This is a genomic window from Streptomyces sp. NPDC020299, assembly GCF_044387825.1.
In the GTDB taxonomy this organism is placed as follows: Bacteria; Actinomycetota; Actinomycetes; order Streptomycetales; family Streptomycetaceae; genus Streptomyces.
Genome location: NZ_JBIRWL010000007.1, coordinates 377,703 through 402,668, shown reverse-complemented (window position 1 = coordinate 402,668; position 24,966 = coordinate 377,703). Strand labels below are relative to the sequence as shown.

The window sequence follows — 24,966 nt, the reverse complement described above, 5'->3', positions numbered from 1 at the left end:
GAGCTGTCCGCCACCGGCGGCTCGTCCTGCATTCAGCTCATACGGCCACAGCCCCACGGGGCCGGCGGGGAACAGGGGTACAGCCCCGCCGGGCTCCAGGGGCGGAGCCCCTGCGGGTCGAAAGGGGCGGAGCCCCCGGCGGGGTCGAAGGGGCGCAGCCCCTGGCGGGGTCGAAGGGGCGGAGCCCCTGGAGGACGGGAAGGGTAGGGGCGGCGGGGGCGAAACCCCCAGGGGCGGCCGACCGTCCGTCTCCGCCAGCTCGCGGGCCACGGCCAGGCCGATCCCGTCGAGTTCCGCCCGCCGATCGTGCGGATTCCCTAAGGGGTCCTTGCACTATGAGCGCCCGATCAGGTCGCGTGGTCTGGTGCCGTGCATCGCAAGGCGCCGGAAAGCCCTCGTAGCGGAGCTACTAGGGCTTTTCGGCAACGCGGCGAGGTGCGGTGCCAGGCCGCGTGACCCGGGCGGGCATAGTGCAAGGACCCCTAAGCCACGAACCCGGCCCCGGAGCCCCGCCCAGCCCCGCCCTACCGGACCGTCGGGCTGTCCTCCGCCGGCTTCCGGGACGGCGGCGTCCGGGACAGGAACAGGCCGAAGACCGGCGGCTGGGCCTGCAGCAGCTCCAGACGGCCGCCGTCGGCCTCCGCCAGGTCGCGGGCCACGGCGAGGCCGATTCCCGTCGAGTTCCGCCCGCTGATCGTGCGCTCGAAGATGCGGGCGCCCAGGTCGGCCGGGACGCCGGGGCCCTCGTCGGTGACCTCCACCACGGCCTGGTTGCCGGTGACACGGGTGCGCAGGGCGACCGTGCCGCCGCCGTGCATCAGGGAGTTCTCGATCAGCGCCGCCAGCATCTGGGCCACCGCCCCCGGGGTGCCGACCGCCTGGAGGTGCCGCTTGCCCGAGCTGACGATCGCCCGGCCCACACTGCGGTAGGCGGGCCGCCACTCGGCGAGCTGCTGCTGGATGACCTCGTCGAGGTCGAACGTGACGGCGGATCCGGTGCGCGGGTCGCGGGAGTTCGTCAGCAGCCGCTGCACCACGTCCGTCAGGCGTTCCACCTGGGTCAGCGCGACGTTCGCCTCTTCCTTCACCGTGTCCGGGTCATCGGTGAGGGTGATCTCCTCCAGCCGCATCGACAGCGCGGTCAGCGGCGTGCGCAGCTGGTGGGAGGCGTCGGCGGCGAGCCTGCGTTCGGCGGTGAGCATCCGGGCGATGCGCTCGGCGGAGGAGTCCAGCACATCGGCGACCCGGTCCAGCTCGGGGACCCCGTACCGCTTGTGCCGGGGGCGCGGGTCGCCGGAGCCGAGGCGTTCGGCGGTCTCCGCCAGGTCGGTCAGCGGGGACGCGAGCCGGTTGGCCTGGCGCACGGCGAGCAGCACGGCGGCGACCACCGCGAGCAGCGCGACCAGCCCGATGATCAGCAGCGTCCGGCCGACCTCCCGGGTCACCGTCGAGCGGGGCTCCTGGACGGTGACCGTCTCGCCCTCCTCGCCGACCTCGGTGGAGTGGATCACGTCGCCCTGCGGCCTGGTACCGACCTCGATCGGCGGGTGTCCGGGCATGCGGATGACCGCGTACTGGTCCTTGGTGACCTGTTTGCGCAGGACCTCGGTGGTGACGTCCTGCGCACCGAGGATCCGGCTGTCCACGATGCTGGCCAGCCGGACCGCCTCCGAGTCCACCCGTTCCTGGGCGCTGTTGCTGATCGTCCGGGTCTCGACGATGACGAGCGACACACCGAAGACGGCGATCACGACCAGAACCACGGCAAGGGTGGACTGAATCAGACGACGACGCACAAGGACCTCCGGGCGGTGGCTCTACAACAGCCCCGCTCAGCTCTTCTCGAACCGGAAGCCGACCCCGCGCACCGTGGCGATGTACCGGGGGTTCGCCGCGTCATCGCCGAGTTTCTTCCGCAGCCACGAGATGTGCATGTCCAGCGTCTTGGTGGACGACCACCACGTCGTGTCCCACACCTCGCGCATCAGCTGGTCCCGGGTGACCACCCGCCCCGCGTCCCGCACGAGCACCCGCAGCAGGTCGAACTCCTTCGCGGTGAGCTGGAGCTCCTCGTCGCCCATCCACGCCCGGTGCGACTCGACGTCGATGCGTACCCCGTGCGTCGCGGGCGGCTGCTGCGGCTCGGCGGCGCCGCGCCGGAGCAGGGCCCGGACCCGGGCGAGCAGTTCGGCGAGCCGGAAGGGCTTGGTGACGTAGTCGTCGGCGCCCGCGTCCAGGCCGACGACGGTGTCCACCTCGTCGGCACGCGCGGTCAGGATGAGGACCGGCACGGTGTGCCCCTCGGCACGCAGCCGGCGGGCGACCTCCAGGCCGTCCATGCCGGGCAGGCCCAGGTCGAGCACGAGCAGGTCGATGCCGCCCTGCAGTCCTGCGTCGAGCGCGGTGGGTCCGTCCTCGCGCACCTCGACCTCGTAACCTTCCCGGCGCAGGGCGCGGGCCAGCGGTTCCGAGATGGACGCGTCGTCCTCGGCGAGCAGTACACGGGTCATGAGCTGATGGTAGTCCGGTTGCGCGTTCTGCTGGGGTGTGATCGCGGGCAGGGATTCTTACCTTGGGACACTGTGGTGCGAACCTATGGCCGAAAGGTGCGATCGTAGGAGGGACCTTCGAAATCGCTGCCGTGGTTCCGCCGACACCTGTGATCCGTGTCTCAAGTCCTTCCATATCAGGCGGTGTCGTGACGTACAGTGATCCGGAACGCCTGTAGCACACAGGGGACCTTCGCGAGCACTTGACGCTGAAGGTCTCTTTTGCGTGCGGGCCGGCGCCTGACGCCGGCCTTGAAAGGAATGACCTCTGGCCGGGCTCCGGACGCGTCGCCGCGTCGGGGGCGTGGATCCCGGTGGTCGCCGTCCACCGCTCCGTGATCCGGGGCGGACACCCCTCGGGCGTGGGGGCGGACGACCGACCCCGCCGGTGCCGGCCGACTCCCCCCACCGGGCGCGCGACGCTCCTGCGAGCGCGTCCCGACCAGCAAGGAACGACCATGGCGTCCAGCCTGACGAAGGACTCGGTCCGCCCGGGCACCCCCGGTTCCGAGAAGACCTTCTTCGGCCACCCCCGCGGCCTGGCCACCCTCTTCATGACCGAGATGTGGGAGCGTTTCTCCTACTACGGCATGAGGGCCCTTCTCCCGCTGTACCTCGTGGCACCGGGCGGCCTGCACCTGAGCGCGGCCACCGCGACCGCGATCTACTCGGTGTACGTGTCCCTGGTGTACCTGCTCGCCCTGCCGGGCGGCTGGTTCGCCGACCGTGTCCTCGGCCCCCGCAAGACGGTCGCCGTGGCCGGCGCGGTCATCATGCTGGGCCACCTCACGCTGGCTCTGCCGAGCGCGGGCACGTTCTTCGCCGGTCTGGGCCTGGTCGCGATCGGCTCCGGTCTGCTGAAGGCCAACATCTCCACGATGGTCGGGCACCTGTACGACGGTCCGGAGGACCCGCGCCGCGACGGTGGCTTCACGCTCTTCTACATCGGCATCAACGTGGGCGCCTTCGCCGCGCCGCTGGTCATCGGCACCGTCGGTGAGAGCTACAACTGGCACCTGGGCTTCGCGCTCGCCGCGCTCGGCATGGCGCTCGGCCTCGGCCAGTTCCTGCTGGGCACCCGCCACCTGAGCTCGCGCTCGGACATCGTGCCGACCCCGCTGTCGGCCGAGGAGAAGAAGGCCACCCTGACCAAGGCCGCCCTGTGGGCGGGCATCGCGGTCGTCTTCTACGCGATCGTCGGCTTCTCCGGCGTCTACACCCTGAACTGGCTGCTGGTCCCGATCACGATCGCCGGTCTGGTCATCCCCGTGCTGGTCATCGCCCGCATCAAGCGGGACAAGGAGCTCGACCGCGCCGATCAGTCGAAGATGACCGCGTACATCTGGTTCTTCGTCGCCGCCGCCGTGTTCTGGATGATCTACGACCAGGGTGGCTCGACGGTGTCCCTGTTCGCCGAGGCCTCGGCGAAGAACACGGTCTTCGGCTGGGAGTTCCCGGTCTCCTGGTACCAGTCGGTCAACCCGGTCATGATCATGGCGTTCGCGCCGGTGTTCGCCTGGGCCTGGCTGGCGCTCGCCCGCCGCGGCAAGGAGCCGAGCACCGCGGTGAAGTTCACGATGGGCCTGGTCCTGGTCGGCGCGTCCTTCTTCCTGTTCCTCGCCCCGCTGGGGATCGCCGACGGCGGTCACAAGGCGGCCGCGATGTGGCTGGTCGGCATCTACTTCGTGCAGACCGTCGGCGAGCTGCTGCTCTCCCCGGTAGGCCTGTCGGTCACCACGAAGATGGCGCCCGCGAAGTACGCCTCCCAGATGATGGGCGTCTGGTTCCTGGCCGTCACCGCCGGTGACGCCACGACCGGTCTGCTCTCCATCGCAGGCGTCGACCTCAACAAGACGGGCATCGTGACCCTGGAGGCCGCCCTCGCCGTGCTCGCCGGTGCGGCGGTGTGGATGTACCGCAAGAAGGTCAAGGAGCTCATGGGCGACGTGCACTGACGCACGCCCGAGGTTTTTCGAGGAGGGCCCCCGCGCCGAGAAGGCGCGGGGGCCCTCCTGCCGTTTCAGCGGGTCAGCGGGTCCGCCGTCCCGGCATGAACGTGAACACCGCCGCGCCCAGCAGGATCGCCGTGCCCGCGACCAGGCCGAGGGCCTTGAGTGCGCCGTGGTCGCTCGCGCCCGTCTCGGCCAGGCCGCCGCTGCCACTGCTGCCGCCGGAGGTGGAGCTGCCGCCCCCGGAGGTCGAGGAGCCGCCCGACGCGCCGTTGGCCTGCTCGCTGGTGTCGAGGGTGAGGGAGACCTCGGTCTTGGTCGGCGTGCAGGTCGTCGTCGTACCGAGGGCCTTGATCGTCAGTACGCCCGGGGACAAGGTCGACTTGCCGCTCGCGCCCGGCTTGTAGGTGCCGGTGAGCGCCGGGATCGTCATCGGGTCGCCGGTCTTGATGTCGGCCGAGTTCGTCGGGCCCTCGACGTGCACCGTGCCCTTGTCCGCGCCGCCGAGCACCACCTCCATCGAGGGCTTCACGGAGCCCTTGGGGATGGGGGCCGGGCTGTCCATCACCGACTTCTTGAACTGCACGGTGAGATCGAAGTTCCCGCCGTCCTTCTTGGCGTTGATCTGCACCGGGGAGGTCGCGTTCTTGTCGCCGATGGGCGTCTTGCACGCGTAGGGGATCTGCACCTCCTTGCCGGTGAAGTCGGTCTGGCCGGTGCCGTCGCTGGCGCTGGCGGTGGCGGTGGGGGTCGAGGACTTGGTGGGGGTGGCCGAGCCCGTCGGTGTGCCGCTGCCGGTGCCCGTGCCCGCCGTCACCTGGATGGTCGCCGACGGCTGCACCGTCACGGTCGGCTTGCACTTGGTGTCCGTCGTCATGGCGTTGACGGTGTACGCGTCCGGCGTCAGCTTCACCTCGCCGGCCGTGGTCAGTTTCAGCGTGCCCTTCATGTCGGACAGCACCATGTCGCCGCCCTTGGGGATCGCGGGGTTCTCGCGCGGCCCCTGCATCGCGATGTCCGCGGTCTGCGCCCCGGACGCCTTGAGGGTGCCGGACGGCTGGACCGAGTTCGCGGGCAGGTCGATGATGTTCGGGTTCTTCGACGCGGCCTGGGTGAACTTCCACACCACGTCCACCGTGTCCCCCACCTTCGCCGTGGCCGGCGCGGTGATCTCGACCTTCGTGGTGCCGTCGACGGGGTCGATGCCCGCGGGCGGTACGCAGTGGGTGGCGTACGAGACCTCGGCGGCCTCGGCGGACCCGGCGCTCACGCCGAGCAGCACGCCCGCCGAACAGAGCGCCAGCGCGGCAGCCGCCGCGCCCGCTCGCCGCGCGCCGGGTCCGCCGGTCGCCGTCACTCTCCTTCGCTTGCTCACGTGGGTCCCTTCTTTGTGGAAGTCGTAGGACTCGTGGGAGTCGCGGGGCTCGTGGGAGTCGTAGGACTCGTCGGGCTGTCGTCGTGCGGTGCGGAGAGCCGGCCGGCCTCGCCCGGATGGGAGTCCGGGGTGAACCACGGCAGGGTCGAGGTGGGAGCGGGCGGCTCCGGAGCGGGTCGGGACCTCGGCAGCCGCAGGACCGGCGCTGCCCGGCGGGCCCTGCGCCGGCGTCCGCCGCCCGCCCGGCGCGGCCTGATCCGGTCGACCACCGCCATGCCGACGCGGAACAGCGCGGCCGGCACGACCACGCAGAGCAGCAGCCAGAACAGCGTCACGCCCCAGGGGCGGTCCACCCCCCAGGGCTGCTCGGCGAGCACCTTGCCGCCGTACTTCAGGGAGACGGTGTAGTCGCCGTGCGCCCCGGCGGCCAGTTCGACCGGCAGCTTGATCTGCGCCTTCTTCCCGGGTCCTAGGGTGCCGCGCCACTGCTGCTCGTCCCACTGGGGGGCGAACACGCCGTGCGCGGTGCCGACCTGGAAGACGGGGTCCTTGATGTCGGAGGTGCCGGCATTGCCGACGGTGAAGACGAGCGTGCGGGACGGCGGCGCCCCGAACCAGGTCAGCAGCCCACTGGACCCTGCCAGCCGGGTGTCGCTGAGGACGGACAGCGTGCCGCCGGAAGAGGCGGCGGGCAGCGGCTTGACCGGGTGCCCGGCGACCTTGAGCGCCGCGTCGGCGTCCGCCTTCGCCCCGGTGACGGTGGCCACGTGCACCACGCACGGGCACGGCACCGGCGGCTCGGCGACCGGCAGCTTCTTGCTGAAGCCGCCCTTCGCGTCCGTGGTGACGGCCCGGCCGTCCGCGTTGGCGCAGGAGTTGGTGCCGCCGATCACACCCCGGGACGGGGTGGCCTGCCCGCAGATCAGCACCATCAGCAGCGCGTGCGGGCGCCAGCCGCTGCCGCTGGCGGTGATCGAACCACCCGTACCCGCCTGGGACTTGGACAGCGCGACACTCGGCCCGGACGCCGCCGACGCGCTGCCCGCCAGGGGCAGCAGGAGCAGCGGGAGCAGCACGAGGGCCGCCGCCAGTGCCGGTATCCGCCCCTTGCCGCTCACCGCACCGCTCCCGTCAACCGAGCTTGTTCGACCGGGGGTTCGACCGAAGGATCGGCCGGGGGTTCGGCCTCTGGTGTACGACGCCCACGCCGCCGTACGACGACGGCGATCGCCCCGGCGGCCACCGCCCCGGCCGTCCCCGTCACCGCACCCCACGGCACGAACCTCGCCGACGTGCCCGCCGTGGCGTGCGCCCCACCCGGCGCCGTCACCGTCAGCCGCACGTCGACCCCGTCCAGCGCGGGCCGCCCGGGCCACGGCTCGGCCAGCCGCAGCCGCTCGCCCGGGGACAGCGGGGCGCGGTCCAGGACCCAGCGGCCCAGGAGGCCGTCGGCGCGCACCGCGAGCGTCGGCACGAGGGCCGTCGTGCCGCGGTTGACCAGCTCGTACGAGATGCGGTCACCGTGGACGGCGACGTGCTCGACGGACAGCGCCGGCCCGACGGCCCGCAGGCGCAGGTCCACGGCCGCCGTACGGCCGTCGCCGTCCCGCGCGATGATCGTGCCGGCGCGGTCGCCGGGGGCGGTGCCGGCCGGGACGGTCACCGTGAAGGGCACGTCGGCGCGGGTGCGGGCGGGGACGCGGACCCGGGTTCGGGCGAAGGCGACCTGGAGGCCGGTGCCGGTGCCGGTCAGCCGTACCGCGACCGGTTTTCGGCCGCGGTTGGTCACGGACACCGTGTCCCGCAGGACCGCGCCGGGTGCACCCTCGGCGTAGACGGACGGGCGGTCGCCGCCCAGGGGTGCGAGGGTCCAGCCGTCGGCGGCCGAGGCGGGCGGGGCGGCGAGCAGGCTCAGCAGGGACACGGCCAGGAGAGACACCGCCGGCCGTGGGAGGCCGAGGCGCAGACGGCGGACGCGGGTGACGGACGGCATGGGCGGCTCCAGCGCTCGTACCCGGTGGTCAGCGGCGTACGGCCTGGTTCCGGCGGGTGAGCCACAACGCGCCCGCCGCGCCCGTGAGGAGGACGGTGCCACCGAGCGTGCCCAGCGCTATCGCGGAGTCCTCGGGTCCGGTCTGGGGGAGTTGGCCACCGGAGTCGGTGCCACTGCCGCTGCCACTGCCACTGCTGCTGCCGCTGCCACTGCCACTGCTGCCGCCGCCGCCGCTCGGCGACGGCGAGGAGCCGCCGCCCGCGGCCGTGACATCAAGAGTCAGGGACGGCTTGGGGCTGTTGGTCGGCGTGCAGGTGGTCGTCGTGCCGAGCGCCTTGATGGTGAGCACGCCCGCCGTGAAGGTGACCTTGCCGGTCTTCTTCGGGGTGTAGGTGCCGCTCAAGTCATTGATTTTGATCGGCGTGTTGGCGGGGATCGCCGCCTGGTTGGCCGGGCCCGTCACGCTGACGGTGCCGCTGTCGGCGCCGCCCAGTGTGATGGTGGCGCTCGGGTTCATCGCGCCTTTGCCGAGCTCGACCGGGCTGGAGGAGACGCCCTTCTGCCAGCTCATGGTGAGCTTGTAGCCGCTGCCGCTCTTGACGCCCTTGATGTCGATGGGCGAGACGGCGCTCTTGTCACCGATCGGCGTCTTGCACTGGTAGTTGACGTCCACGACCTCGGCGTGGGCCACGGGGGCGGCCAGCAGCACGGCGGAGCCGGCCAGGGCCGCGGCCGACGCGAGCGCGGCGGTTCGTTTCGAGTACACGGCCCCACCTCGTTTCCTGACGGCACATCAGATCGGGCCGTCAAGGTACGCCCGGGGTCGTGAGGAAGGAAGACACGGCGCACACCGGAGTTGTGGCGATCCCGCGTGCGCATGGCGAGAGTCGAATGAAGGGGGGTGACCCTGGGTAACCCGATGGTCAGGCGGGGGTGGGGAGAGAGTGGGCGGGGCGAGCCGACGGCGAACGGCGCGAACATCGGCCCGCGGCGAGGACTACGCCGGGGCGCCCAGTTCCGCCCAGACCGTCTTGCCCGACGCGCCCGGGGTACGGACCACGCCCCAGTCCAGGCAGAGGCGCTGGACGATGAACATGCCGTGACCGCCGGGGCGCCCGGCGCGGTGCGGGGTGCGGGGCGCGGGCTGGCCGCTGCCGCGGTCGGTGACCTCCACCCGGATCACCTTGTTGTCGCAGGCGATGACCAGTTCATCGGGGCCCTCGGCGTGCAGGCAGGCGTTCGTGACCAGCTCGGAGACGACCAGCAGCACATCCTCGGCGGCGGCCCGCTGGTCGGCGGACGCGGCGGGCAGCCAGCCCCACGCGTACAGCGCCTGGCGGGCGAAGTCGCGGGCGAGCGGGACGACACCGCTCTCGCCGTCCAGGCGCAGCCGCCGTTCCTGGCGGGGCCTGCGGCCCCCCTCCGACGGCCCGCACGGCACGGCCGCTGCCCCCGCGGACGCGCCGGTCTCCGGCGCACCCCCCTCGGACGCCCCGGAAGCGCCGCTGGGCTCCGGGCCGCGGTCGCCCGGCGAGTAAGGCCGGGTGGTGCTCATCAGCGCTTCACCTCACCGATTCACCATTCACGATTCATAAGTCGTTCAGTCTCGATCTTGCTGCCGATCTCGATCCCTGCCAATCGGTCACCCGTCACCCACGAGTGACCCTTCTCACCCATGGGTCACCCTTTGAGGCCGACCGATACCGATCAGTACCGGAAGACACCAATAGGTTCCGGTCGGTTCCAGTCGGTTCCGTTCGGCTCCCGTCCGCTCCCGTCGGCCGGCCCGGTGGCCCACCGTGTCCGCCGGTGCCCTTGGGTACGTACGTCGCACGCGGGCCGTTCGCCGGTTCCACGGTGTTCCCGCACCCCGGGGCCGACAGGTTCAGGATGTCTCCTGCCCGGGCGAACCGGGGCGACACCCCCCCATGTTCGGCGTTGACCGGTGCGGACGGCGGCGGCTCAGCCGGACTCGTCCGCCAGGGCCCCCTCGACGGAGTCATGGACGGTGAAGACCGCCTCCGCCCCCGTAATTTCGAACACGCGTGCAACAACGGGCAGCATGCCCGCCAGGTGCACGCCGCCACCGGCGGCCTCGGCCCGCAGTCGCGCGCCGAGCAGCACGTTCAGACCCGTCGAGTCGCAGAACTCCAGCCGCGAGCAGTCCACGACGAGTCGCGAGAATCCCTTGTCGAGGAGGTCGTCGAGGGGTTCGCGCAATAGATCGGCGGTGTGGTGATCGAGCTCACCCGCCGGAGTCACTACAGCGCTGGAACCCTCTTCCCGCACCTCCACCAGAAGCCGGCCCGACTGTGCGCTGCCGACCGTCCCGCGGTCCATGCCGTCTCTACTCCCGAGGTCGTGGCTGCTGCCTGTTGCCCTGCTGACGCCCGGCCGGAGCCAGGTTGATGCTCTCGAACACTACGCCTTCTATACGCACTCCGACACCCGAACAACCCCACACAAACGGACATATCACACCAGAACGCACTTGCGGCAGCCCTGTTGAAACGGGTAGGGCTAGTAAGACACGTAACCAACACGGCCGGCTTTGGAGGCGCCGCACACCGCAGTGCACGCATGGCTTCGGCAGCCTTATGCCGAGAACGATGGAGGACACCCATGTCACCCCGGCTCGACGCATCGCATACCCGGACAGCGACGTCGACACCCCCACCGGAAAAACTGGATCCCATCAATCCCATGGATCCCTTCGAGGGACTCCCGGAGATCCCCCCGTACGACGAGATCGCCCCTCTCGACGCACGCGCCCTCTCCAAGACCCTCTTCGAGCGACTGGAGTCGCTGGAGGAGGGGACGCACGAATATTCGTACGTCCGCAACACCCTCGTCGAACTCAACCTCGCGCTGGTCAAGTTCGCCGCCTCGCGCTTCCGCTCCCGCAGCGAGCCGATGGAGGACATCATCCAGGTCGGCACCATCGGCCTGATCAAGGCGATCGACCGCTTCGAACTCTGCCGCGGCGTGGAGTTCCCCACGTTCGCGATGCCAACCATCATCGGCGAGATCAAGCGCTTCTTCCGTGACACCTCGTGGTCCGTGCGCGTTCCGCGCCGGCTTCAGGAGCTCCGGCTCGACCTGGCCAAGGCCGGCGACGAGCTGGCCCAGAAGCTGGACCGCGCGCCGACCCCGGTCGAACTCGCCGAGCGGCTGGGCATCTCCACCGACGAGGTCGTCGAGGGCATGGCCGCCTCGAACGCGTACACCGCCTCCTCGCTCGACGCCCAGCCCGAGGAGGACGATTCCGAGGGCGCCCTCGCGGACCGCATCGGCTACGAGGACCACGAGCTCGAAGGCATCGAGTACGTCGAGTCGTTGAAGCCGCTCATCGCCGAACTCCCGGCCCGGGACCGGAAGATCCTCTCCCTCCGGTTCGTGGCCAACATGACCCAGTCGGAGATCGGCGACGAACTCGGCATCTCGCAGATGCACGTGTCGCGGCTGCTGTCGCGCACGCTGGTGCGGCTGCGCAAGGGGCTGACCGTGGACGAGTAGAGGTCCGCGAGGTTTCTCCGACGCCCCCGGAGAAACCTCGCCGCTCTCTTCCTTGTCTCTTCCGTCTTGTCTCTGCCGTGTCTCTTCCTGATCTCTTCCTGGCCGCCCTGCTTCTCGCAAGCGCTCTCCTCCGTCACTCTGGTCACGCCAAACTGGCCGGTACGTCAGTCCGGCCAGGCCGACCACGGACGGCCGCACGGAGTACGAGGGAGGCGCGAGGATGGCTCAGGACTCGGACTCCGAGGAGGCGGAGGCGGTCCCCTGTTCCGGCGTGCCGGACGCGCGGCTGACCGAACTGCTGCGTGCCGACACCGCCACCGCGTACGCGGCGCTGCACGAGCTGCGCCGCCGTCACCGCCCGTCGGTCCTCGGCTACGCCCGGCTCTGCGCCGCGAGTGAGTCGGCCGCCGGGCAACTGGCCGCGCAGACGTTCACGACGGTGGCCCGGGAGACGGCACGCGGAATCGAACCCGTCGTACCCCTCCGCCACCACCTCCTCCTGCTGACCGCCCGCCTGGCCGCCGTCTGGGCCCGGGACGACCGGTCCGCGGCCCTGGACCCCGCCCTGCTCCTGGTCCTGAACGTCCTGAACACCTCGGGCGCCCCCGAGGAGCCCGTGCCACCCCTCCTCCCGGCCTTCCACACCCTGCCCGCCCGCACCCAGGGCCTGCTCTGGTACGCCGTCGTGGACGGCGAACCCCCCGACCGCACGGCCGCGCTCCTGGGCCTCACCCCGCTGGACGTGACGTACGGCACCCCGCAGGCGCTCCAGTCCATGGCCCAGGCCTGCCTCCGCTCCCGCCTGGCCGCCTCCGACGACCCGCGCTGCGCCGACTTCCGCCGCCTGATCGAGGAGTCGACCCGGCCGGACACTCCTCGCCGCAGCGCCGACCTGCTCACCCACATGGCTCAGTGCCCCCACTGCACGGCCGCCCACGAGGACCTGACCGCCCTACGGGACGCACCGCGCGCGGCCCTGACGGAGGGCCTGCTGCCGTGGGCGGGTACGGCGTACCCGCCCCGCCAGGACGGGGAGCGGGTCGGTACCGCCCCTGCTCCGGCAACCCGGCGCCCCTCCCCCCGCCGCTACCTGCTCGCCTCCGCCGCCCTCGGCATCGCCCTGGTCCCGCTCATGCTCCTCCTGCTCCCCTCGAACGCCGACCCGGACGACGAACCGGCAGGCGCGGCGGCCACCCCCACACCCGCGCCGCAGGTCACGGTGACGGCGACGATCTCGCCACCCCCGTCCCCGTCCCCATCCGCGACATCGAGACCCCCCACCCCCACGAGAAGCCCCAGCCCAAGCCCGACCGAGCACTCCCCGACCCCGACCCCCACTCCCACGGCTCACGCCCCGAACGGCACCTACGCCCAGATCGTGAACACCGTCTCGGGCCGCTGCCTGGAGGTCGCCGGCGACTTCGACGACGGCACGGACGTCGTCACCGTCCCCTGTACCTCGTCGCCCAGCCAGCGTTGGCGGGTCGACACCGCCCGCGGCGTCGTACAGTCCTCCGCCGACCCCGACTTCTGCCTCGACAGCCGCGGCTCCGTCGACAGGGGCGTCGGCGTCTGGCACTGCGCCTCGGTCGACGGCGACCACGGCACCAACCTGCGCTTCACGGTGGACACCGACGGGGCGATCCGCCCGGCGATCGCGATCGAGACGGCGCTCACCCCGGACAGCGGCGGAAATCTGTCTTTCGAGCCGCTCACGGGGAGTACGGCGCAACGCTGGAGGGCGGGGGCGAGGTAACCGCGTCAGGACCCGTCCACAACTCGCGCGGCTCGGGGAAGGGAAAGCGACGGCCGCCCCGCTGGACCACCTCATACGCGGCCTGAAGTCGGGCCGGTTCAGCTTGAGTTGAGTAGCCGTACTCATGCGCCCGCCTCCCCCGCGCAGGCAACGTGGCGGATATGAACCTGCCCGTAGCCCCGCCGGCCTTCGACGCCACGACAGGCCCTCATCGCCGCCACCATGCCGACCGCGGCGCCGACATCGGAGCCGGGTGTGGTCTGGTGCTCCTGGAGCTGATCGCCCTGGTGGTGATCTTCGGGCTCTGGTTCCTGTCCGGGTTCAACCTCGACCCCGCCAAGACGGTGCACACCGACTCGTTATGGGGGTACTTGGCCGCCGCCCGGGCCGGAGCCGTCGTGACCGTCGTGTCCCAGGGCATCATGGCGGCCCTGATCGGCGTCATCCTCTTCGGCGGGGCCGCGGCGCAGTCCCACCAGGACACGTTGTGCCGTGACATACCGACGGCGTCGGGGTGCAGTGGCTAGGCGCGCCTACTTGCCGTGAGCCTCAGCGAGAGTGTGTGCGACAAGGGCGTTGGCGTGGCCGTGGCCCAACCCGTGCTCGGACTTGAGCCAGTTCACCAGCTCCATGTGCTTGGTCAGCGGCGAGGTGCGGATGAGGTCCTTCCACTCCGCGATCGGGCGACCGTACTTCTTCTCGATGGAGGGGAAGTAGCTGGCAGGGCCCTTGGCGGCGTCAGTCATGTCGGCGGTGTCCCGTCTGTCCGAGGCGGTGTTGTCGCAGGTATGACCGGTGGACGCGGCTCATGTCGTCGGCCGCCGAAAGTGTGCTGCGTCACACTTACCTATGCGTTGATGTGAGCGGGCAGGCCGAACAGCGGAAACAGGCGCTCGGTGTCGCCGAAGACGCTGATGTCCGTGATCCGGTCTCGGAGAAGTCGCCCGCCGCCGGACTCCCGGGCTTCATGGTTTACCGATGTCCACCACCCAAACGCCCGTACCGTCATAGGCCTCGGGCGTCGCCGTCAGCACCTGCCCCTCCACGGTGTCCGACGCGGCGGCGTACACGGCGTGCCCGAAGGGCCAGTCCAGCCCCGCGGACACGACCTGCTCGACCGCGGCCGCACCGGCGAAGTCGAGCGGGAGGAACTCCAGGCCGGGCAAGGCTCCGACATGAGCTGCCACGCCTTGGCGCTCAAGACTGGCGGCGACCGGGCACAGAGCGGGCACCTGGGCGCGGAGGGCCGGATCGTCGACCTCCACGACCGCGAGCCCCGAGAGCAGCCGGTGACTACGGCAGAGTGCGAGAACCGCCGTGTGGTCCAGAATGATCACCTGCGACTCCCCGCTTGCCTGGCAACGATCGCCGCCCGCCACTCCTGCGCGTCCCGTACGTCGTCCTCGGTGAAGTCCTCTCGCAGGTGAGTACGCACGTAGGCCACGGCCCGCGCCGTCCGCTCGGCCCGCTCCCCCTCGGTGGGCATCGCGGCGACAACGCGCTCCACGTATGCACGCGTGCTCATGCCACGCTCTTCAGCCAGCGCGCGAAGGCGGTCTCTTATCGATTCGCTGATCTTGATCGTGGTGTCACCCATATCTCGAGAATGCAGCCGAATACCGCTCCTGTCGGACGATCTTGGTGCTGGATCACACGATCGGGTAAGTCGGGCCGGTCCGGCACCGGCTGACCGATCCCCCGAGGGCTCGGCAGCCCCATCAGTCACCACCACTGGCGTGATGGGCAGGTATGGGCCACGAGCACCCGACAAACACCCAGGTCACCAAGCGCGGGCGTGGCCCATATCCGCCAATCGTGCCCGCTTCCCCGGCGCGGGTCAGACCACCCGCACGCCCCTCCGCCACACCCCGCTGACCAGCGGCACCCCCGGCCGGTACGCCAGGTGTACATGGCTCGGGGCGTCCAGCAGGGTCAGGTCGGCGTGCGCGCCGGGGGTGAGGCGGCCGATGTCGGAGCGGCGCAGGGCCGCCGCGCCACCCGCTGTCGCCGACCACACGGCCTCGTCCGGGGTCATGCCCATGTCCCGTACCGCCAGCGCGATGCAGAAGGGGACCGAGGAGGTGAAGGACGAACCCGGGTTGCAGTCGGTCGACAGGGCCACCGTCACGCCCGCGTCCAGGAGGCGGCGGGCGTTCGGCCACTCCGCTCGGGTGGAGAACTCGGCGCCGGGGAGCAGAGTGGCGACCGTGCGGCCGCTCGCCAGGGCGTCGACGTCCGCGTCGGTGAGGTGGGTGCAGTGGTCGGCGCTGGCCGCGTCGAGTTCGACGGCGAGTTGGACGCCGGGGCCGTACGAGAGCTGGTTCGCGTGGATGCGGGGGTGCAGCCCCTTCGCCTTGCCGGCCGTGAGGATCGCGCGGGCCTGGTCGCCGTCGAAGGCGCCCTTCTCGCAGAAGACGTCGATCCAGCGGGCGTGCGGGGCGCAGGCGTCGAGCATCTCGCCGGTGACGAGGGCCACGTAGGCGGCCGGGTCGTCGGCATAGTCGGGGGAGACGATGTGCGCGCCGAGGTAGGTGACCTCGTCGGTGTGCGCGGACGCGATGCGCAGGGCGCGGGACTCGTCCTCGACCGTCAGGCCGTAGCCCGACTTCGTCTCGAACGTGGTCGTGCCCTGACGCAGGGCCTCGGCGAGGTAGCGGGTGAGGTTGGCCTCCAGCTCCTCGTCCGTCGCCGCCCGCGTCGCCGCGACGGTCGTGCGGATGCCGCCCGCGCTGTAGGCGCGGCCGGACATACGGGCGTTGAACTCCGCCGTGCGGTCGCCCGCGAAGACCAGGTGGGAGTGGGAGTCCACGAAGCCCGGGAGGACCGCCCGGCCGCCGGCGTCGACCCGATTGTCAGTGGCGGGTGCTTTCCTTGATTCACCGGTCCACGCGACGCGGTCGCCGTCGATGACGACGGCCGCGTCCTGGATCAGACCGAGGGGAGAACAGTCACCGAGGGAGGGGTCGTTGGTGACCAGCGTGGCGATGTTGGTGATGACGGTGCTGCTGCTCATGACGTCCTCATGGGTGGTGGGGGTGCGGCGTCCGCTCGGCCGCGGCCTCAGCCGCGCAGGGCTTCGATCGCGTCCGCCAGTGCCGACGGCACGTCCGGTACGAGGGCGTGGGCGCCGTCCCGTACGACATGGCGCCCCGCGACGATCGTGTGCCGTACGTCCGCTGCTGTCGCGGCGAATACGGCCGTCTCGGCGCCCAGTCTGGGCAGCGGCCCGGCTGTCCTGACCGAGTCGAGGGAGATCGTGGTGAGGTCGGCGAGCGCCCCGGCCTCGATGGTGCCCGCGCCGTCCCAGCCGAGGGCGGCGTGACCGTCCGCCGAAGCCGCGCGCAGCAGCGCCGCGGCCGTCCAGTGGCCCCGTACGCGGGTGCGCAGCCGCTCGTTCAGCTCCATCGCGCGCGCCTCCTCGAGCAGGTCGATGACGGCGTGGCTGTCGGAGCCGAGGGAGAGCGGGGAGCCGGCGCGCTGGAGGGCCGTGGCGGGGCCGATGCCGTCCGCGAGGTCGCGTTCCGTCGTCGGGCACATGCAGGTGCCGGTGCGTGAGCCGCCGATCAGGGCGATGTCCTCGTCGGTGAGGTGGGTGTTGTGCACGCCGGTGGTGCGCGGGCCGAGGACGCCGTGGTCGGCGAGCAGCCGGGTGGGCGTGCACCCGTGCGCGGCCAGGCAGGCGTCGTTCTCGGCGGTCTGCTCGGACAGGTGCACATGGAGCGGGGCCCGCCGCTCCTCGGCCCACCGCACCACCGTCGCCAACTGGCGTGCGGGCACGGCCCGTACGGAGTGGATCGCCGCCCCGATCCGCGCGTGATCCCGCTCCTTGAGAACTGAACAGCGTTCGGCCCAGGCCTCGGCGGTCCCGTCGGAGAAGCGGGCCTGATGGGTGTTGGGGGGCTCTCCGAAGCCGGAGGAAAGGTAGGCGGTGTCCAGGAGGGTGATGCGGATACCGGCTTCGGCGGCGGCCTCGATCAGGGCCTCGCCCATCGCGTTCGGGTCGGCGTACGGGGTGCCGCCGGGGGCGTGGTGCACGTAGTGGAACTCGCCGACCGCCGTGACACCCGCCAGCGCCATCTCGGCGTACACGGCTCGGGCCAGGGCGTGGTACGTCTCCGGCGTCAGCCGGTCCGCGAAGGAGTACATCACCTCGCGCCAGGTCCAGAAGGTGCCCGAGCCGACCTGGACGGTGCCGCGCAGGGCGCGGTGGAAGGCGTGGCTGTGGGCGTTGGCCAGGCCCGGCAGGGTCAGGCCCCGGAGGGTCTCGGCGCCCGGCGGCGGGGCGGGGGTCTCCGTGCGGACGGCCGTGATCCGGCCGTCGGCCACCTCCAGCAGCACGCCTGGCTCGACATGGGTGTCGAGCCAGGCGTGCTCCAGCCAGTACGTCCGCGTCGGCTCAGTCGTCGTCACGTGCGGGCCAGCCCTTCCAGTACGTCGGCGAGCGCGGTCACCCCGGCCACGCAGTCGTCCTCGGCGGCGAACTCGGCCGGGGAGTGCGAGACGCCGGTGGGGTTGCGTACGAACAGCATGGCGGTCGGAATGCTCCCGGAGAGGATTCCGGCGTCGTGTCCGGCGCCGGTGCCCAGCACGGGTACCCGCAGGTGGGTGTCGCGGCCCAGGATGCGGGCGAGTTCGTCCCGCAGGGCGTGGTCGAACTCGACGACCGGCGTGAAGGACTCACGGACGACGTCGAGGTCGACGCCGTGCGCGACGGCGTACTCGCGCGCGGCCTTCTCCACGCCGGTGACCACCGTGTCGAGGGTCTCCTGGTCGGCGGCGCGGGAGTCGAGCCAGCCGCGCACCAGGGAGGGGATGGCGTTGACCCCGTTCGGCTCCACCGCGATCTTGCCGAAGGTGGCGACCGCACCGGCGAGTTCGGCCTCCCGGCGGGCGGCGAGCACGGTCTCGGCGTACGACAGCATGGGGTCGCGGCGGTCCACGAGCCGGGTGGTGCCGGCGTGGTTGGCCTCGCCCCGGAAGTCGAAGCGCCAGCGGCCGTGCGGCCAGATGGCGCTGGCGATGCCGACCCGGTCGCCGGACAGGTCCAGCGCGCGGCCCTGTTCGACGTGCAGTTCGACGAAGGCGCCGATCCGGGCGAGCCGCTCCGGGTCCGGTCCGATGGCGTCGGGGTCGTATCCGGCGGTCTCCATGGCCCGCGGCAGCGTGACGCCGTCGCCGTCGGTCAGCCGGTGCGCCTGCTCGACGGTGAGCTGCCCGGCGGTGAGCCGTGACCCGACACAGGCAAGCCCGAACCGGGCGCCCTCCTCGTCGCCGAAGTTGACGATGGCCAGGGGTTTCTCGAGCCGCGCTGCCCTCCCGCGCAGCTCGTCGAGGGCGGCGAAGGAGGACACGACCCCGAGGGGCCCGTCGAAGGCCCCGCCGTCCGGCACGGAGTCCAGATGCGACCCGGTGACCACCGCGTCCCCGGCGGCCGGGTCCCCCAGCCACGCCCACTGGTTGCCGTTCCGGTCGACCTCGTACGCCAGCCCGCGCGCCTCGGCCTGCTCCTTGAACCAGGCCCGGCAGTCGACGTCGGCCCCGGACCAGGCGTAGCGGCGGTATCCGCCGGAGGCGGAGCTACGGCCGATCGGCAGCAGCTCCGCCCACATGCTGTGAAAGGTCACGCCTGGTCACCCTCGCGCATCGGCACCCGCACCCCGCGCTCCTCGGCGACGGACTCCGCGATGTCGTACCCCGCGTCCACGTGCCGGATGACACCCATGCCCGGGTCGTTCGTCAGCACCCGGCGGATCTTCTCCCCGCCGAGCTTCGTACCGTCGGCGACGGTCACCTGCCCGGCATGGATGGACCGCCCCATGCCGACCCCGCCACCGTGGTGGATGGACACCCAGGACGCCCCGGAGGCCACGTTGACCATGGCGTTCAGCAGCGGCCAGTCGGCGATCGCGTCGGAGCCGTCGAGCATGGCCTCGGTCTCGCGGTACGGGGAGGCGACGGACCCGCAGTCGAGGTGGTCGCGGCCGATGGCCAGGGGGGCCGCCAGCTCGCCGGAGGCCACCATGTCGTTGAAGCGCTCGCCGGCCTTGTCACGCTCGCCGTAGCCGAGCCAGCAGATGCGGGCGGGCAGGCCCTGGAAGTGGACGCGCTCGCCGGCCATCTTGATCCAGCGGGCCAGGGATTCGTTCTCGGGGAAGAGGTCGAGGATCGCCTTGTCGGTCTTGGCGATGTCGGCGGGGTCGCCGGACAGGGCGGCCCAGCGGAAGGGGCCCTTGCCCTCGCAGAAAAGGGGGCGGATGTAGGCGGGGACGAATCCGGGGAAGGCGAAGGCGCGGTCGTATCCGGCGAGTTGGGCCTCGCCGCGGATGGAGTTGCCGTAGTCGAAGACCTCGGCGCCGGCGTCCTGGAAGCCGACCATGGCCTCGACGTGCTTGGCCATCGACTCGCGCGCGCGGGTGGTGAAGCCGGCCGGGTCCTTGTCGGCGGCGTCACCCATGTCCTCGAAGGCGACGCCGAGCGGCAGGTAGGCCAGCGGGTCGTGGGCCGAGGTCTGGTCGGTGACGATGTCGATCGGGGCGTTCATCGCCAGCAGCTGCGGGACCAGTTCCGCCGCGTTGCCGAGCACGCCGATGGAGAGCGGGCGGCGGGCGTCGCGGGCCTCGGTGGCCAGCTGGAGGGCGTGGTCGAGGGAGTCGGCCTTGACGTCGAGGTAGCGGTGCTCGATGCGGCGTTCGATGGCGCGGGGGTCGCAGTCGATGCAGATGGCGACGCCGTCGTTCATGGTGACGGCGAGGGGCTGGGCGCCGCCCATGCCGCCGAGGCCGGCCGTCAACGTGATCGTCCCGGCGAGGGTGCCGTTGAACTTCTTCGCGGCGACGGCTGCGAAGGTCTCGTAGGTGCCCTGGAGGATGCCCTGGGTGCCGATGTAGATCCAGGAGCCGGCGGTCATCTGGCCGTACATGGTCAGGCCGAGGGCCTCCAGGCGGCGGAACTCCTCCCAGTTGGCCCAGTCGCCGACGAGGTTGGAGTTGGCGATGAGGACGCGCGGCGCCCACTCGTGGGTCTGCATCACGCCGACCGGCCGACCGGACTGGACGAGCATGGTCTCGTCCTGCTTCAGCCCCTTCAGCGTCCGCACCATCGCGTCGAAGGAGCGCCAGTCACGGGCCGCCTTGCCGGTGCCGCCGTAGACGACGAGCTTGTCGGGGTGCTCGGCGACCTCGGGGTCGAGGTTGTTCTGGAGCATGCGCAGGGCGGCTTCCTGCTGCCAGCCCAGGGCGCTCAGTTCCGTACCGCGCGGGGCTCGTACGGGGCGGGGTCCCGACATCGTCTGCCTCCTCCTGTTACTACGTCTATTCAAATCATGGACGTCTGAATAGAGCTAGTCAATACATCGGTGCGCCAAGTCGGTGTCGCAAAGGTGTATGGCTGGAAGTACCGGAGGAACAGGTACGCACACCGACGAAAGCGGGGGAAACCATGCGGCAGGGCGCCGACAGCACGGAGGAAGGCCGCGCGGCCCGGCGTGACGAGGCGGTGCGGGCCGCCGTGGAGCAGGGCCTGCTCGGCCCCGGGACGCCCGTGGTGGGGCTGCTGGACGTCATCGGCATCCGGGAGTCGGCGGCCGCGCTGCGCGCGGCGTTCGAGGAGGTGCTGGCGCCGGGTGCGCCCGTACTGCACGCCTTCGCGGTGAAGGCGACCCCGCTGGTGCCGGTGCTGCGGCTGCTGGACGAGGCGGGGATCGGGGCGGAGGTGGCGAGCCCGGGCGAGCTGGCCCTGGCGCGGGCGGCCGGGGTGCCGCCGGAGCGGATCGTGCTGGACTCGCCCGCCAAGACGCCCGAGGAACTGCGGGAGGCGCTGGGGCTCGGGATCGCGGTCAACGCGGACAACCCGCAGGAGCTGGCGCGCATCGACGCCCTGGTGGGGGCCGCGCCCAGCCGCTCCCCGCTGGGGATCCGGGTCAATCCGCAGATCGGCGGGGGCTCGATCGAGGCGACCTCGACGGCGACCGAGACCTCGAAGTTCGGGGTGGCGCTGCGCGACGAGGGGGCCCGGGAGTGGGTCGTGCGGGCGTATCTGGACCGGCCGTGGCTGACCCGGCTGCACGCGCACACCGGCTCGCAGGGCATCCCGCTGTCGCTGATGGCACAGGGGGTGGCCGAGGCGTACGGGCTCGCCGAGGAGATCAACGCGCGCGCGGGGCGGCGGCAGGTGGACACGCTCGACATCGGCGGCGGGCTGCCGGTGAACTTCGGCTCCGACGCGACGACACCGACGTACGCGCAGTACGCCCGGCTGCTGAGCGAGGACGTGCCGGGGCTGTTCGACGGGCGGTACGGGCTGGTGACGGAGTTCGGGCGGTCCCTGCTGGCCAAGCACGGGACGGTGCTGGCCCGGGTGGAGTACGCCAAGAGCGCGGGCGGGCGGCGGGTGGCGGTGACGCACGCGGGCGTGCAGGTGGCGGCGCGGACGGTGTACGTGCCGGGGGCGTGGCCGCTCAGGATCGCCGCGTACGACGCGAAGGGGCGGCCGAAGACGGGGCCCGAGGTGGTGCAGGACGTGGCGGGGCCGGCCTGTTTCTCGGGCGACCTGCTCGCCCAGGGGCGCGCCCTGCCGCTGCTGGAGCAGGGCGACCACGCGGCGGCGCTGGACACCGGCGCCTACTACTTCGCGCACCACTACACCTACAACTCCCTTCCACGGCCCGGCATTTACGGCTTCGCTCCGGACGGGTCGGGAGGCGTTGCGTTCGCGACGGTGCGCGAACCGCAGACGCCCGACGAGATCGTGGCCGAGTCCGGAGGGGCGCACGTCACAGCCCTCACCACCTTCGGCGCATCCGGGCGCCGTTGACGCACGCGTCGTTCACTAGATCAAGTGGGCTGACATCAGGGCAAGTTGACCCACATTAGTCGCCCGGACGCATGTTCCACTGGAAAATGCCAGAAGGCTCACCTGCCACGCACACGTTGCGTAGTGTCTGCGTCACTCAGCCGGAGTCCCAGGCGGGAGGGGAGCCCAACGGTGCCCGGAATCGACGAGTGCCTACTGGAAGCGATGCGTCTGCCCGGTGCCCGGGGCGCGGCGCTGGTGGACTGGACGAGCGGGCTGGCCCTGGGCACGGTCGGGGACTCCCCCGGCGGTGACCACGAGACGACCGCGGCCGAGGCGGCCGAACTGGCCCGGCTGGCCGCCGAGCACGGGGCGTTCGCCGCCATCGGGGACACCGAGGACGAGCATCCGCCGGTCGAGGACCTGATCATCAGCAACCGGGACAGCTACCACCTGCTGCGGTTCGTGGACACGTCGTTCGACAGCACCGTGCTGCTGCACCTGTGGCTGGCCCGCGCGGACGGCAATCTGGCCCTCGCGCGGATCCGGCTCGGTGAGATGGCCGCCGGGCTGGTGCTGGGATGACCATGGTCAGAACACCTCCGCCGCCCCTGCCCGTGCGGGACAGAAGAGCCGAAGGGGAGGGGGGCCGCGCCGCTCTCTCGCCGATGCTGACCCGGCTCGCCGAGGAACGGGCCACCGGTGTCCTCGTCCGCGAGCACGGCTCGCTGCACCTCGCCGAGGGCCGGGTGGTGCACGCCGAGAGTCCCCTTGCCCCGGGTCTCGGCCTGCTCCTCACGGCCCACGGCACGCTGGAGCCTGCCGCCTGGCGGCAGGCCGCGGAACAAGCCGGCGACGCGCCCGGCGCCGCCCGTCTGCTGCTCGTCGCCGGACGGCTGGCGGCGGGCGCGCTGGAACTGTGCCACCTGGGCGCGGTGTTCGACGCCGGGTACTTCGCCCTGGCACCGAGCAGCACCCCGGGACACTTCCGGTACGGGCCGGTGACCGCCCCGGTCACCCTGCACCCCATACCGGTCACCGTGCTGGAGCGGGAGACCCTGCGCCGCCGCCTGCTGCTGCACCGCGTATGGCCGGACCCGGCGACCGACAGCGCCCCGCTGATCCGCGCCGACCCGCTCTCGGCCCCGCAGGTCACACCCCGCCAGCGGGCGGTGCTGACCCGGGTGAACGGTCACCGTACGGCGGCGGGCATAGCGCTGGAGCTGGGCCGGCCGGCCTTCCACACCCTGATGGACGTACGGCGGCTGGCGGCGGCGGGCCTGATCGCGCCGGACCCGGCCGTGTCGGCCCCACCGCCTCATCCACCACCCCCACCCCCGGTCACCGACCCCGACATCGCGCTGCTGAAGAGGCTCAGGGATGCGCTGGAGGCCCTTTGAACGGCACCGACCCGCCGAGAGGAGACATCTGATGGCGGCCGAGCCAGAGATCCACGCGATCCTGGACGAACTACGGCGACTCCGCAGCCGCGTCCCCCAGCTCACCGGCGCCCTGGCGGCCGGCGTCGACGGTCTCGTCGTCGCCGAGGACACCCCCGGCGTCGACCCGGAGGGCCTGGCGGCGCTCACCGCGGCGGCGCTCGGCGTCGCCGTACGGGTCGCCGACGCCACCGGACAGGGCGACTTCCGGGAACTGCTGGTCCGCGGCGAGCGCGGCTACATCGCCACCTACGCGGCCGGCCGCACCGCGGTCCTGACCCTGCTCGCCCAGGACCGCGTCAACGTCGGCCGGCTGCACCTGGAGGGCCGCCGCGCGGGCGCCCGGATCGGGGAGCTGGTCGACGCGGCGGAGGCGGCGGCCAAGGCCGCCGAGGCCGCCCAGCCCGCCCGGCCGCCCAGCCGGACCACCACCGCACGAACTCTCAGACCTACCCGTACACCACGTGCCGCGGCCACCGACGCGCGCACCGCAACCGACAGTTGAAAGGACACCACACACCATGGCCAACACCGAGACCGCACTGAAGGAATGCCTCGCCTCCATCGAGGGTGCCACCGGCGTCGCGCTCGTCGACTACACCAGCGGAATGGCGCTGGGCACGATGGGCGGCAGCAAGGGCTTCGACCTCAACGTCGCCGCCGCCGGGAACACCGATGTGATCCGGGCCAAGATGCGCACCATGGAGCACCTCGGCCTGAAGGGCGAGATCGAGGACATCCTGATCACCCTGACCAACGCGTACCACCTGATCCGGCTGCTCAAGGGGCGCGGAGGCAACGGCCTGTTCCTCTACCTGGTGCTCGACGCGAACCGGGCCAACCTGGCCATGGCCCGGCACCAGCTGAAGAAGATCGAGGAGGAACTGGAGGTCTGAGCGAGGCCCGAGCGCGGCCCGAGCGGCGGTCAGACGAGCGCCGCGGTGCGGCGGCGGGCCCCGCCCGGGGCCGCGTCGCCGGCCGCGATGCCCGTACCGCGGTAGGCCTTGACGGCCTTGCCCGCGGGACGGCCGCCGCGCTTGCCGAGCCAGTCGACACGCACCCACAACAGCTCGTCCAGGGCCCGCTCGCGCCGCCCGAGCCAGGCCGCCTTGAGCCTGAGCCCGGTGCCGGCCCCGGCCAGCAGCAGCCCGCCCGCCGAGGGCACCACGAAGGCGCTGCCCAGCGCGACGAGGAAGGCCAGCAGCAGCCCCCAGCGGTGACCCCGGCGCCAGGCGCGCACGGTCACCGCGCGGTCCTGCAGCACATCGTGCTTGCCCGCGCGGGCCACCCCGCGGGCGAGACCGGCGTACCGCCCACGGCCTGCCAGGGCCACCGCGGCGGTGGCGACGAGGAACAGCGCGGCCCCCGCGAGAACCCCGATCCGGCGCCCGGTCACCCCCGGCGGCAGCACCCCGATGCCCGCCGCGAACACCCCGAGCCACCACAGCGGCGCGGCCCCCGCCCGTACGACGACGGCCACCCGGGCCAGTCCCTGTCCTCCACGCGCCATGTCCGCAGCCTCCTCGCCGCTCCCGGCCCAGTCCGTCCGTATGCCGGGACGCTAGCGAGCGAAGGTGAGACCAGTCTGAGAACAGAGCC

Annotated in this window: 25 protein-coding genes; 9 read left to right on the top strand and 16 right to left on the bottom strand. The window is 71.9% G+C overall.

Annotated features, from left to right (window positions below; all coding sequences use genetic code 11):
• Positions 1–524: 524 nt before the first annotated feature.
• Together ACH45E_RS20850 and ACH45E_RS20845 are read right to left on the bottom strand one after the other, a co-directional pair.
• Entirely contained in the window at positions 525–1,796 is a 1,272-nt protein-coding gene (locus tag ACH45E_RS20850; protein ID WP_361443700.1) for an ATP-binding protein, read from the bottom strand.
• Positions 1,797–1,832: 36 nt separating this feature from the next.
• The gene (locus tag ACH45E_RS20845) at positions 1,833–2,510 is read right to left on the bottom strand and encodes a response regulator transcription factor (protein WP_361443697.1); all 678 of its coding nucleotides are present in this window, start codon (positions 2,508–2,510) and stop codon (positions 1,833–1,835) included.
• Positions 2,511–3,007: 497 nt separating this feature from the next.
• Here ACH45E_RS20845 and ACH45E_RS20840 point away from each other — a divergent pair, with 497 nt between their 5' ends.
• Positions 3,008–4,504 (top strand): oligopeptide:H+ symporter, encoded by a 1,497-nt coding sequence (locus tag ACH45E_RS20840; RefSeq protein ID WP_361443694.1) that lies wholly within the window; start codon positions 3,008–3,010, stop codon positions 4,502–4,504.
• A 73-nt stretch (positions 4,505–4,577) separates the two neighbouring features.
• Here the strand turns inward: ACH45E_RS20840 and ACH45E_RS20835 are convergent, their stop codons facing one another.
• From ACH45E_RS20835 to ACH45E_RS20810, 6 genes are all read right to left on the bottom strand, one after another.
• Positions 4,578–5,855, bottom strand: coding sequence for a hypothetical protein (locus ACH45E_RS20835; protein WP_399041190.1), 1,278 nt, complete (start codon positions 5,853–5,855; stop codon positions 4,578–4,580).
• 14 nt (positions 5,856–5,869) lie between these two features.
• Entirely contained in the window at positions 5,870–6,991 is a 1,122-nt protein-coding gene (locus tag ACH45E_RS20830; protein WP_361443688.1) for a hypothetical protein, read from the bottom strand.
• On the bottom strand, positions 6,988–7,866 hold the full coding sequence (locus tag ACH45E_RS20825) for a hypothetical protein (RefSeq protein WP_361443685.1): 879 nt from the start codon (positions 7,864–7,866) through the stop codon (positions 6,988–6,990). Before ACH45E_RS20825 ends, ACH45E_RS20830 begins: the two co-directional genes overlap by 4 nt.
• 28 nt (positions 7,867–7,894) lie before the next feature.
• Positions 7,895–8,632, bottom strand: a complete 738-nt coding sequence (locus ACH45E_RS20820; RefSeq protein ID WP_361443682.1) for an LPXTG cell wall anchor domain-containing protein — start codon at positions 8,630–8,632, stop codon at positions 7,895–7,897.
• 231 nt (positions 8,633–8,863) lie between these two features.
• Positions 8,864–9,421, bottom strand: coding sequence for an ATP-binding protein (locus ACH45E_RS20815; RefSeq protein ID WP_361443679.1), 558 nt, complete (start codon positions 9,419–9,421; stop codon positions 8,864–8,866).
• 407 nt (positions 9,422–9,828) lie between these two features.
• On the bottom strand, positions 9,829–10,206 hold the full coding sequence (locus tag ACH45E_RS20810; protein WP_361443676.1) for an STAS domain-containing protein: 378 nt from the start codon (positions 10,204–10,206) through the stop codon (positions 9,829–9,831).
• A 282-nt stretch (positions 10,207–10,488) separates the two neighbouring features.
• On the opposite strand from ACH45E_RS20810, the gene ACH45E_RS20805 reads away from it, so the two are divergent.
• The 3 genes from ACH45E_RS20805 to ACH45E_RS20795 all read left to right on the top strand — a co-directional run bounded on the left by ACH45E_RS20805 (position 10,489) and on the right by ACH45E_RS20795 (position 13,665).
• Positions 10,489–11,382: an RNA polymerase sigma factor SigF gene (locus ACH45E_RS20805; RefSeq protein WP_361443673.1), complete on the top strand. Its 894-nt coding sequence runs from the start codon at positions 10,489–10,491 to the stop codon at positions 11,380–11,382.
• A 220-nt stretch (positions 11,383–11,602) separates the two neighbouring features.
• Entirely contained in the window at positions 11,603–13,138 is a 1,536-nt protein-coding gene (locus tag ACH45E_RS20800; protein WP_361443670.1) for an RICIN domain-containing protein, read from the top strand.
• Between the two features lie 161 nt (positions 13,139–13,299).
• Entirely contained in the window at positions 13,300–13,665 is a 366-nt protein-coding gene (locus tag ACH45E_RS20795) for a DUF6234 family protein (RefSeq protein ID WP_361443667.1), read from the top strand.
• Between the two features lie 6 nt (positions 13,666–13,671).
• Here the strand turns inward: ACH45E_RS20795 and ACH45E_RS20790 are convergent, their stop codons facing one another.
• The 7 genes from ACH45E_RS20790 to hutU all read right to left on the bottom strand — a co-directional run bounded on the left by ACH45E_RS20790 (position 13,672) and on the right by hutU (position 20,423).
• Complete coding sequence (locus tag ACH45E_RS20790) at positions 13,672–13,884, bottom strand: DUF4287 domain-containing protein (protein WP_361443664.1); 213 nt, start codon at positions 13,882–13,884, stop codon at positions 13,672–13,674.
• 219 nt (positions 13,885–14,103) lie between these two features.
• Complete coding sequence (locus tag ACH45E_RS20785) at positions 14,104–14,475, bottom strand: hypothetical protein (protein WP_361443661.1); 372 nt, start codon at positions 14,473–14,475, stop codon at positions 14,104–14,106.
• Positions 14,472–14,663, bottom strand: a complete 192-nt coding sequence (locus tag ACH45E_RS20780) for a hypothetical protein (protein WP_361443658.1) — start codon at positions 14,661–14,663, stop codon at positions 14,472–14,474. Before ACH45E_RS20780 ends, ACH45E_RS20785 begins: the two co-directional genes overlap by 4 nt.
• Before the next feature lie 312 nt (positions 14,664–14,975).
• Positions 14,976–16,151, bottom strand: coding sequence for an imidazolonepropionase (hutI, locus tag ACH45E_RS20775; protein WP_361443655.1), 1,176 nt, complete (start codon positions 16,149–16,151; stop codon positions 14,976–14,978).
• A 47-nt stretch (positions 16,152–16,198) separates the two neighbouring features.
• Complete coding sequence (locus ACH45E_RS20770; protein ID WP_361443652.1) at positions 16,199–17,548, bottom strand: formimidoylglutamate deiminase; 1,350 nt, start codon at positions 17,546–17,548, stop codon at positions 16,199–16,201.
• A complete protein-coding gene (locus ACH45E_RS20765; RefSeq protein ID WP_361443649.1) occupies positions 17,545–18,762 on the bottom strand; it encodes an allantoate amidohydrolase in 1,218 nt (405 codons plus the stop codon). The genes ACH45E_RS20770 and ACH45E_RS20765 overlap by 4 nt, the downstream gene beginning before the upstream one ends.
• A complete protein-coding gene (gene hutU / locus ACH45E_RS20760) occupies positions 18,759–20,423 on the bottom strand; it encodes a urocanate hydratase (protein WP_361443646.1) in 1,665 nt (554 codons plus the stop codon). Before hutU ends, ACH45E_RS20765 begins: the two co-directional genes overlap by 4 nt.
• Before the next feature lie 152 nt (positions 20,424–20,575).
• Here hutU and ACH45E_RS20755 point away from each other — a divergent pair, with 152 nt between their 5' ends.
• The 5 genes from ACH45E_RS20755 to ACH45E_RS20735 all read left to right on the top strand — a co-directional run bounded on the left by ACH45E_RS20755 (position 20,576) and on the right by ACH45E_RS20735 (position 24,263).
• Positions 20,576–21,949: a diaminopimelate decarboxylase gene (locus ACH45E_RS20755; RefSeq protein ID WP_361443643.1), complete on the top strand. Its 1,374-nt coding sequence runs from the start codon at positions 20,576–20,578 to the stop codon at positions 21,947–21,949.
• 171 nt (positions 21,950–22,120) lie between these two features.
• On the top strand, positions 22,121–22,513 hold the full coding sequence (locus tag ACH45E_RS20750) for a hypothetical protein (RefSeq protein ID WP_361443640.1): 393 nt from the start codon (positions 22,121–22,123) through the stop codon (positions 22,511–22,513).
• Entirely contained in the window at positions 22,510–23,328 is an 819-nt protein-coding gene (locus ACH45E_RS20745) for a transcriptional regulator (RefSeq protein ID WP_361443638.1), read from the top strand. The genes ACH45E_RS20750 and ACH45E_RS20745 overlap by 4 nt, the downstream gene beginning before the upstream one ends.
• Before the next feature lie 31 nt (positions 23,329–23,359).
• The gene (locus ACH45E_RS20740) at positions 23,360–23,872 is read left to right on the top strand and encodes a roadblock/LC7 domain-containing protein (RefSeq protein WP_361443635.1); all 513 of its coding nucleotides are present in this window, start codon (positions 23,360–23,362) and stop codon (positions 23,870–23,872) included.
• A 16-nt stretch (positions 23,873–23,888) separates the two neighbouring features.
• Entirely contained in the window at positions 23,889–24,263 is a 375-nt protein-coding gene (locus ACH45E_RS20735) for a hypothetical protein (protein WP_361443632.1), read from the top strand.
• A gap of 29 nt (positions 24,264–24,292) precedes the next feature.
• Here ACH45E_RS20735 and ACH45E_RS20730 read toward each other — a convergent pair whose 3' ends face one another.
• Complete coding sequence (locus ACH45E_RS20730) at positions 24,293–24,877, bottom strand: hypothetical protein (RefSeq protein WP_361443629.1); 585 nt, start codon at positions 24,875–24,877, stop codon at positions 24,293–24,295.
• Positions 24,878–24,966 lie beyond the last annotated feature (89 nt).

What these genes read in the sequence shown, in the direction of transcription:
- ACH45E_RS20845 (WP_361443697.1), bottom strand. Translation starts at nt 2,510, where the DNA reads ATGACCCGTGTACTGCTCGCCGAGGACGACGCGTCCATCTCGGAACCG.
- ACH45E_RS20840 (WP_361443694.1), top strand. Translation starts at nt 3,008, where the DNA reads ATGGCGTCCAGCCTGACGAAGGACTCGGTCCGCCCGGGCACCCCCGGT.
- ACH45E_RS20825 (WP_361443685.1), bottom strand. Translation starts at nt 7,866, where the DNA reads ATGCCGTCCGTCACCCGCGTCCGCCGTCTGCGCCTCGGCCTCCCACGG.
- ACH45E_RS20815 (WP_361443679.1), bottom strand. Translation starts at nt 9,421, where the DNA reads ATGAGCACCACCCGGCCTTACTCGCCGGGCGACCGCGGCCCGGAGCCC.
- ACH45E_RS20810 (WP_361443676.1), bottom strand. Translation starts at nt 10,206, where the DNA reads ATGGACCGCGGGACGGTCGGCAGCGCACAGTCGGGCCGGCTTCTGGTG.
- ACH45E_RS20805 (WP_361443673.1), top strand. Translation starts at nt 10,489, where the DNA reads ATGTCACCCCGGCTCGACGCATCGCATACCCGGACAGCGACGTCGACA.
- ACH45E_RS20800 (WP_361443670.1), top strand. Translation starts at nt 11,603, where the DNA reads ATGGCTCAGGACTCGGACTCCGAGGAGGCGGAGGCGGTCCCCTGTTCC.
- ACH45E_RS20795 (WP_361443667.1), top strand. Translation starts at nt 13,300, where the DNA reads ATGAACCTGCCCGTAGCCCCGCCGGCCTTCGACGCCACGACAGGCCCT.
- ACH45E_RS20790 (WP_361443664.1), bottom strand. Translation starts at nt 13,884, where the DNA reads ATGACTGACGCCGCCAAGGGCCCTGCCAGCTACTTCCCCTCCATCGAG.
- ACH45E_RS20780 (WP_361443658.1), bottom strand. Translation starts at nt 14,663, where the DNA reads ATGAGCACGCGTGCATACGTGGAGCGCGTTGTCGCCGCGATGCCCACC.
- hutI (WP_361443655.1), bottom strand. Translation starts at nt 16,151, where the DNA reads ATGAGCAGCAGCACCGTCATCACCAACATCGCCACGCTGGTCACCAAC.
- hutU (WP_361443646.1), bottom strand. Translation starts at nt 20,423, where the DNA reads ATGTCGGGACCCCGCCCCGTACGAGCCCCGCGCGGTACGGAACTGAGC.
- ACH45E_RS20755 (WP_361443643.1), top strand. Translation starts at nt 20,576, where the DNA reads ATGCGGCAGGGCGCCGACAGCACGGAGGAAGGCCGCGCGGCCCGGCGT.
- ACH45E_RS20745 (WP_361443638.1), top strand. Translation starts at nt 22,510, where the DNA reads ATGACCATGGTCAGAACACCTCCGCCGCCCCTGCCCGTGCGGGACAGA.
- ACH45E_RS20740 (WP_361443635.1), top strand. Translation starts at nt 23,360, where the DNA reads ATGGCGGCCGAGCCAGAGATCCACGCGATCCTGGACGAACTACGGCGA.
- ACH45E_RS20735 (WP_361443632.1), top strand. Translation starts at nt 23,889, where the DNA reads ATGGCCAACACCGAGACCGCACTGAAGGAATGCCTCGCCTCCATCGAG.
- ACH45E_RS20730 (WP_361443629.1), bottom strand. Translation starts at nt 24,877, where the DNA reads ATGGCGCGTGGAGGACAGGGACTGGCCCGGGTGGCCGTCGTCGTACGG.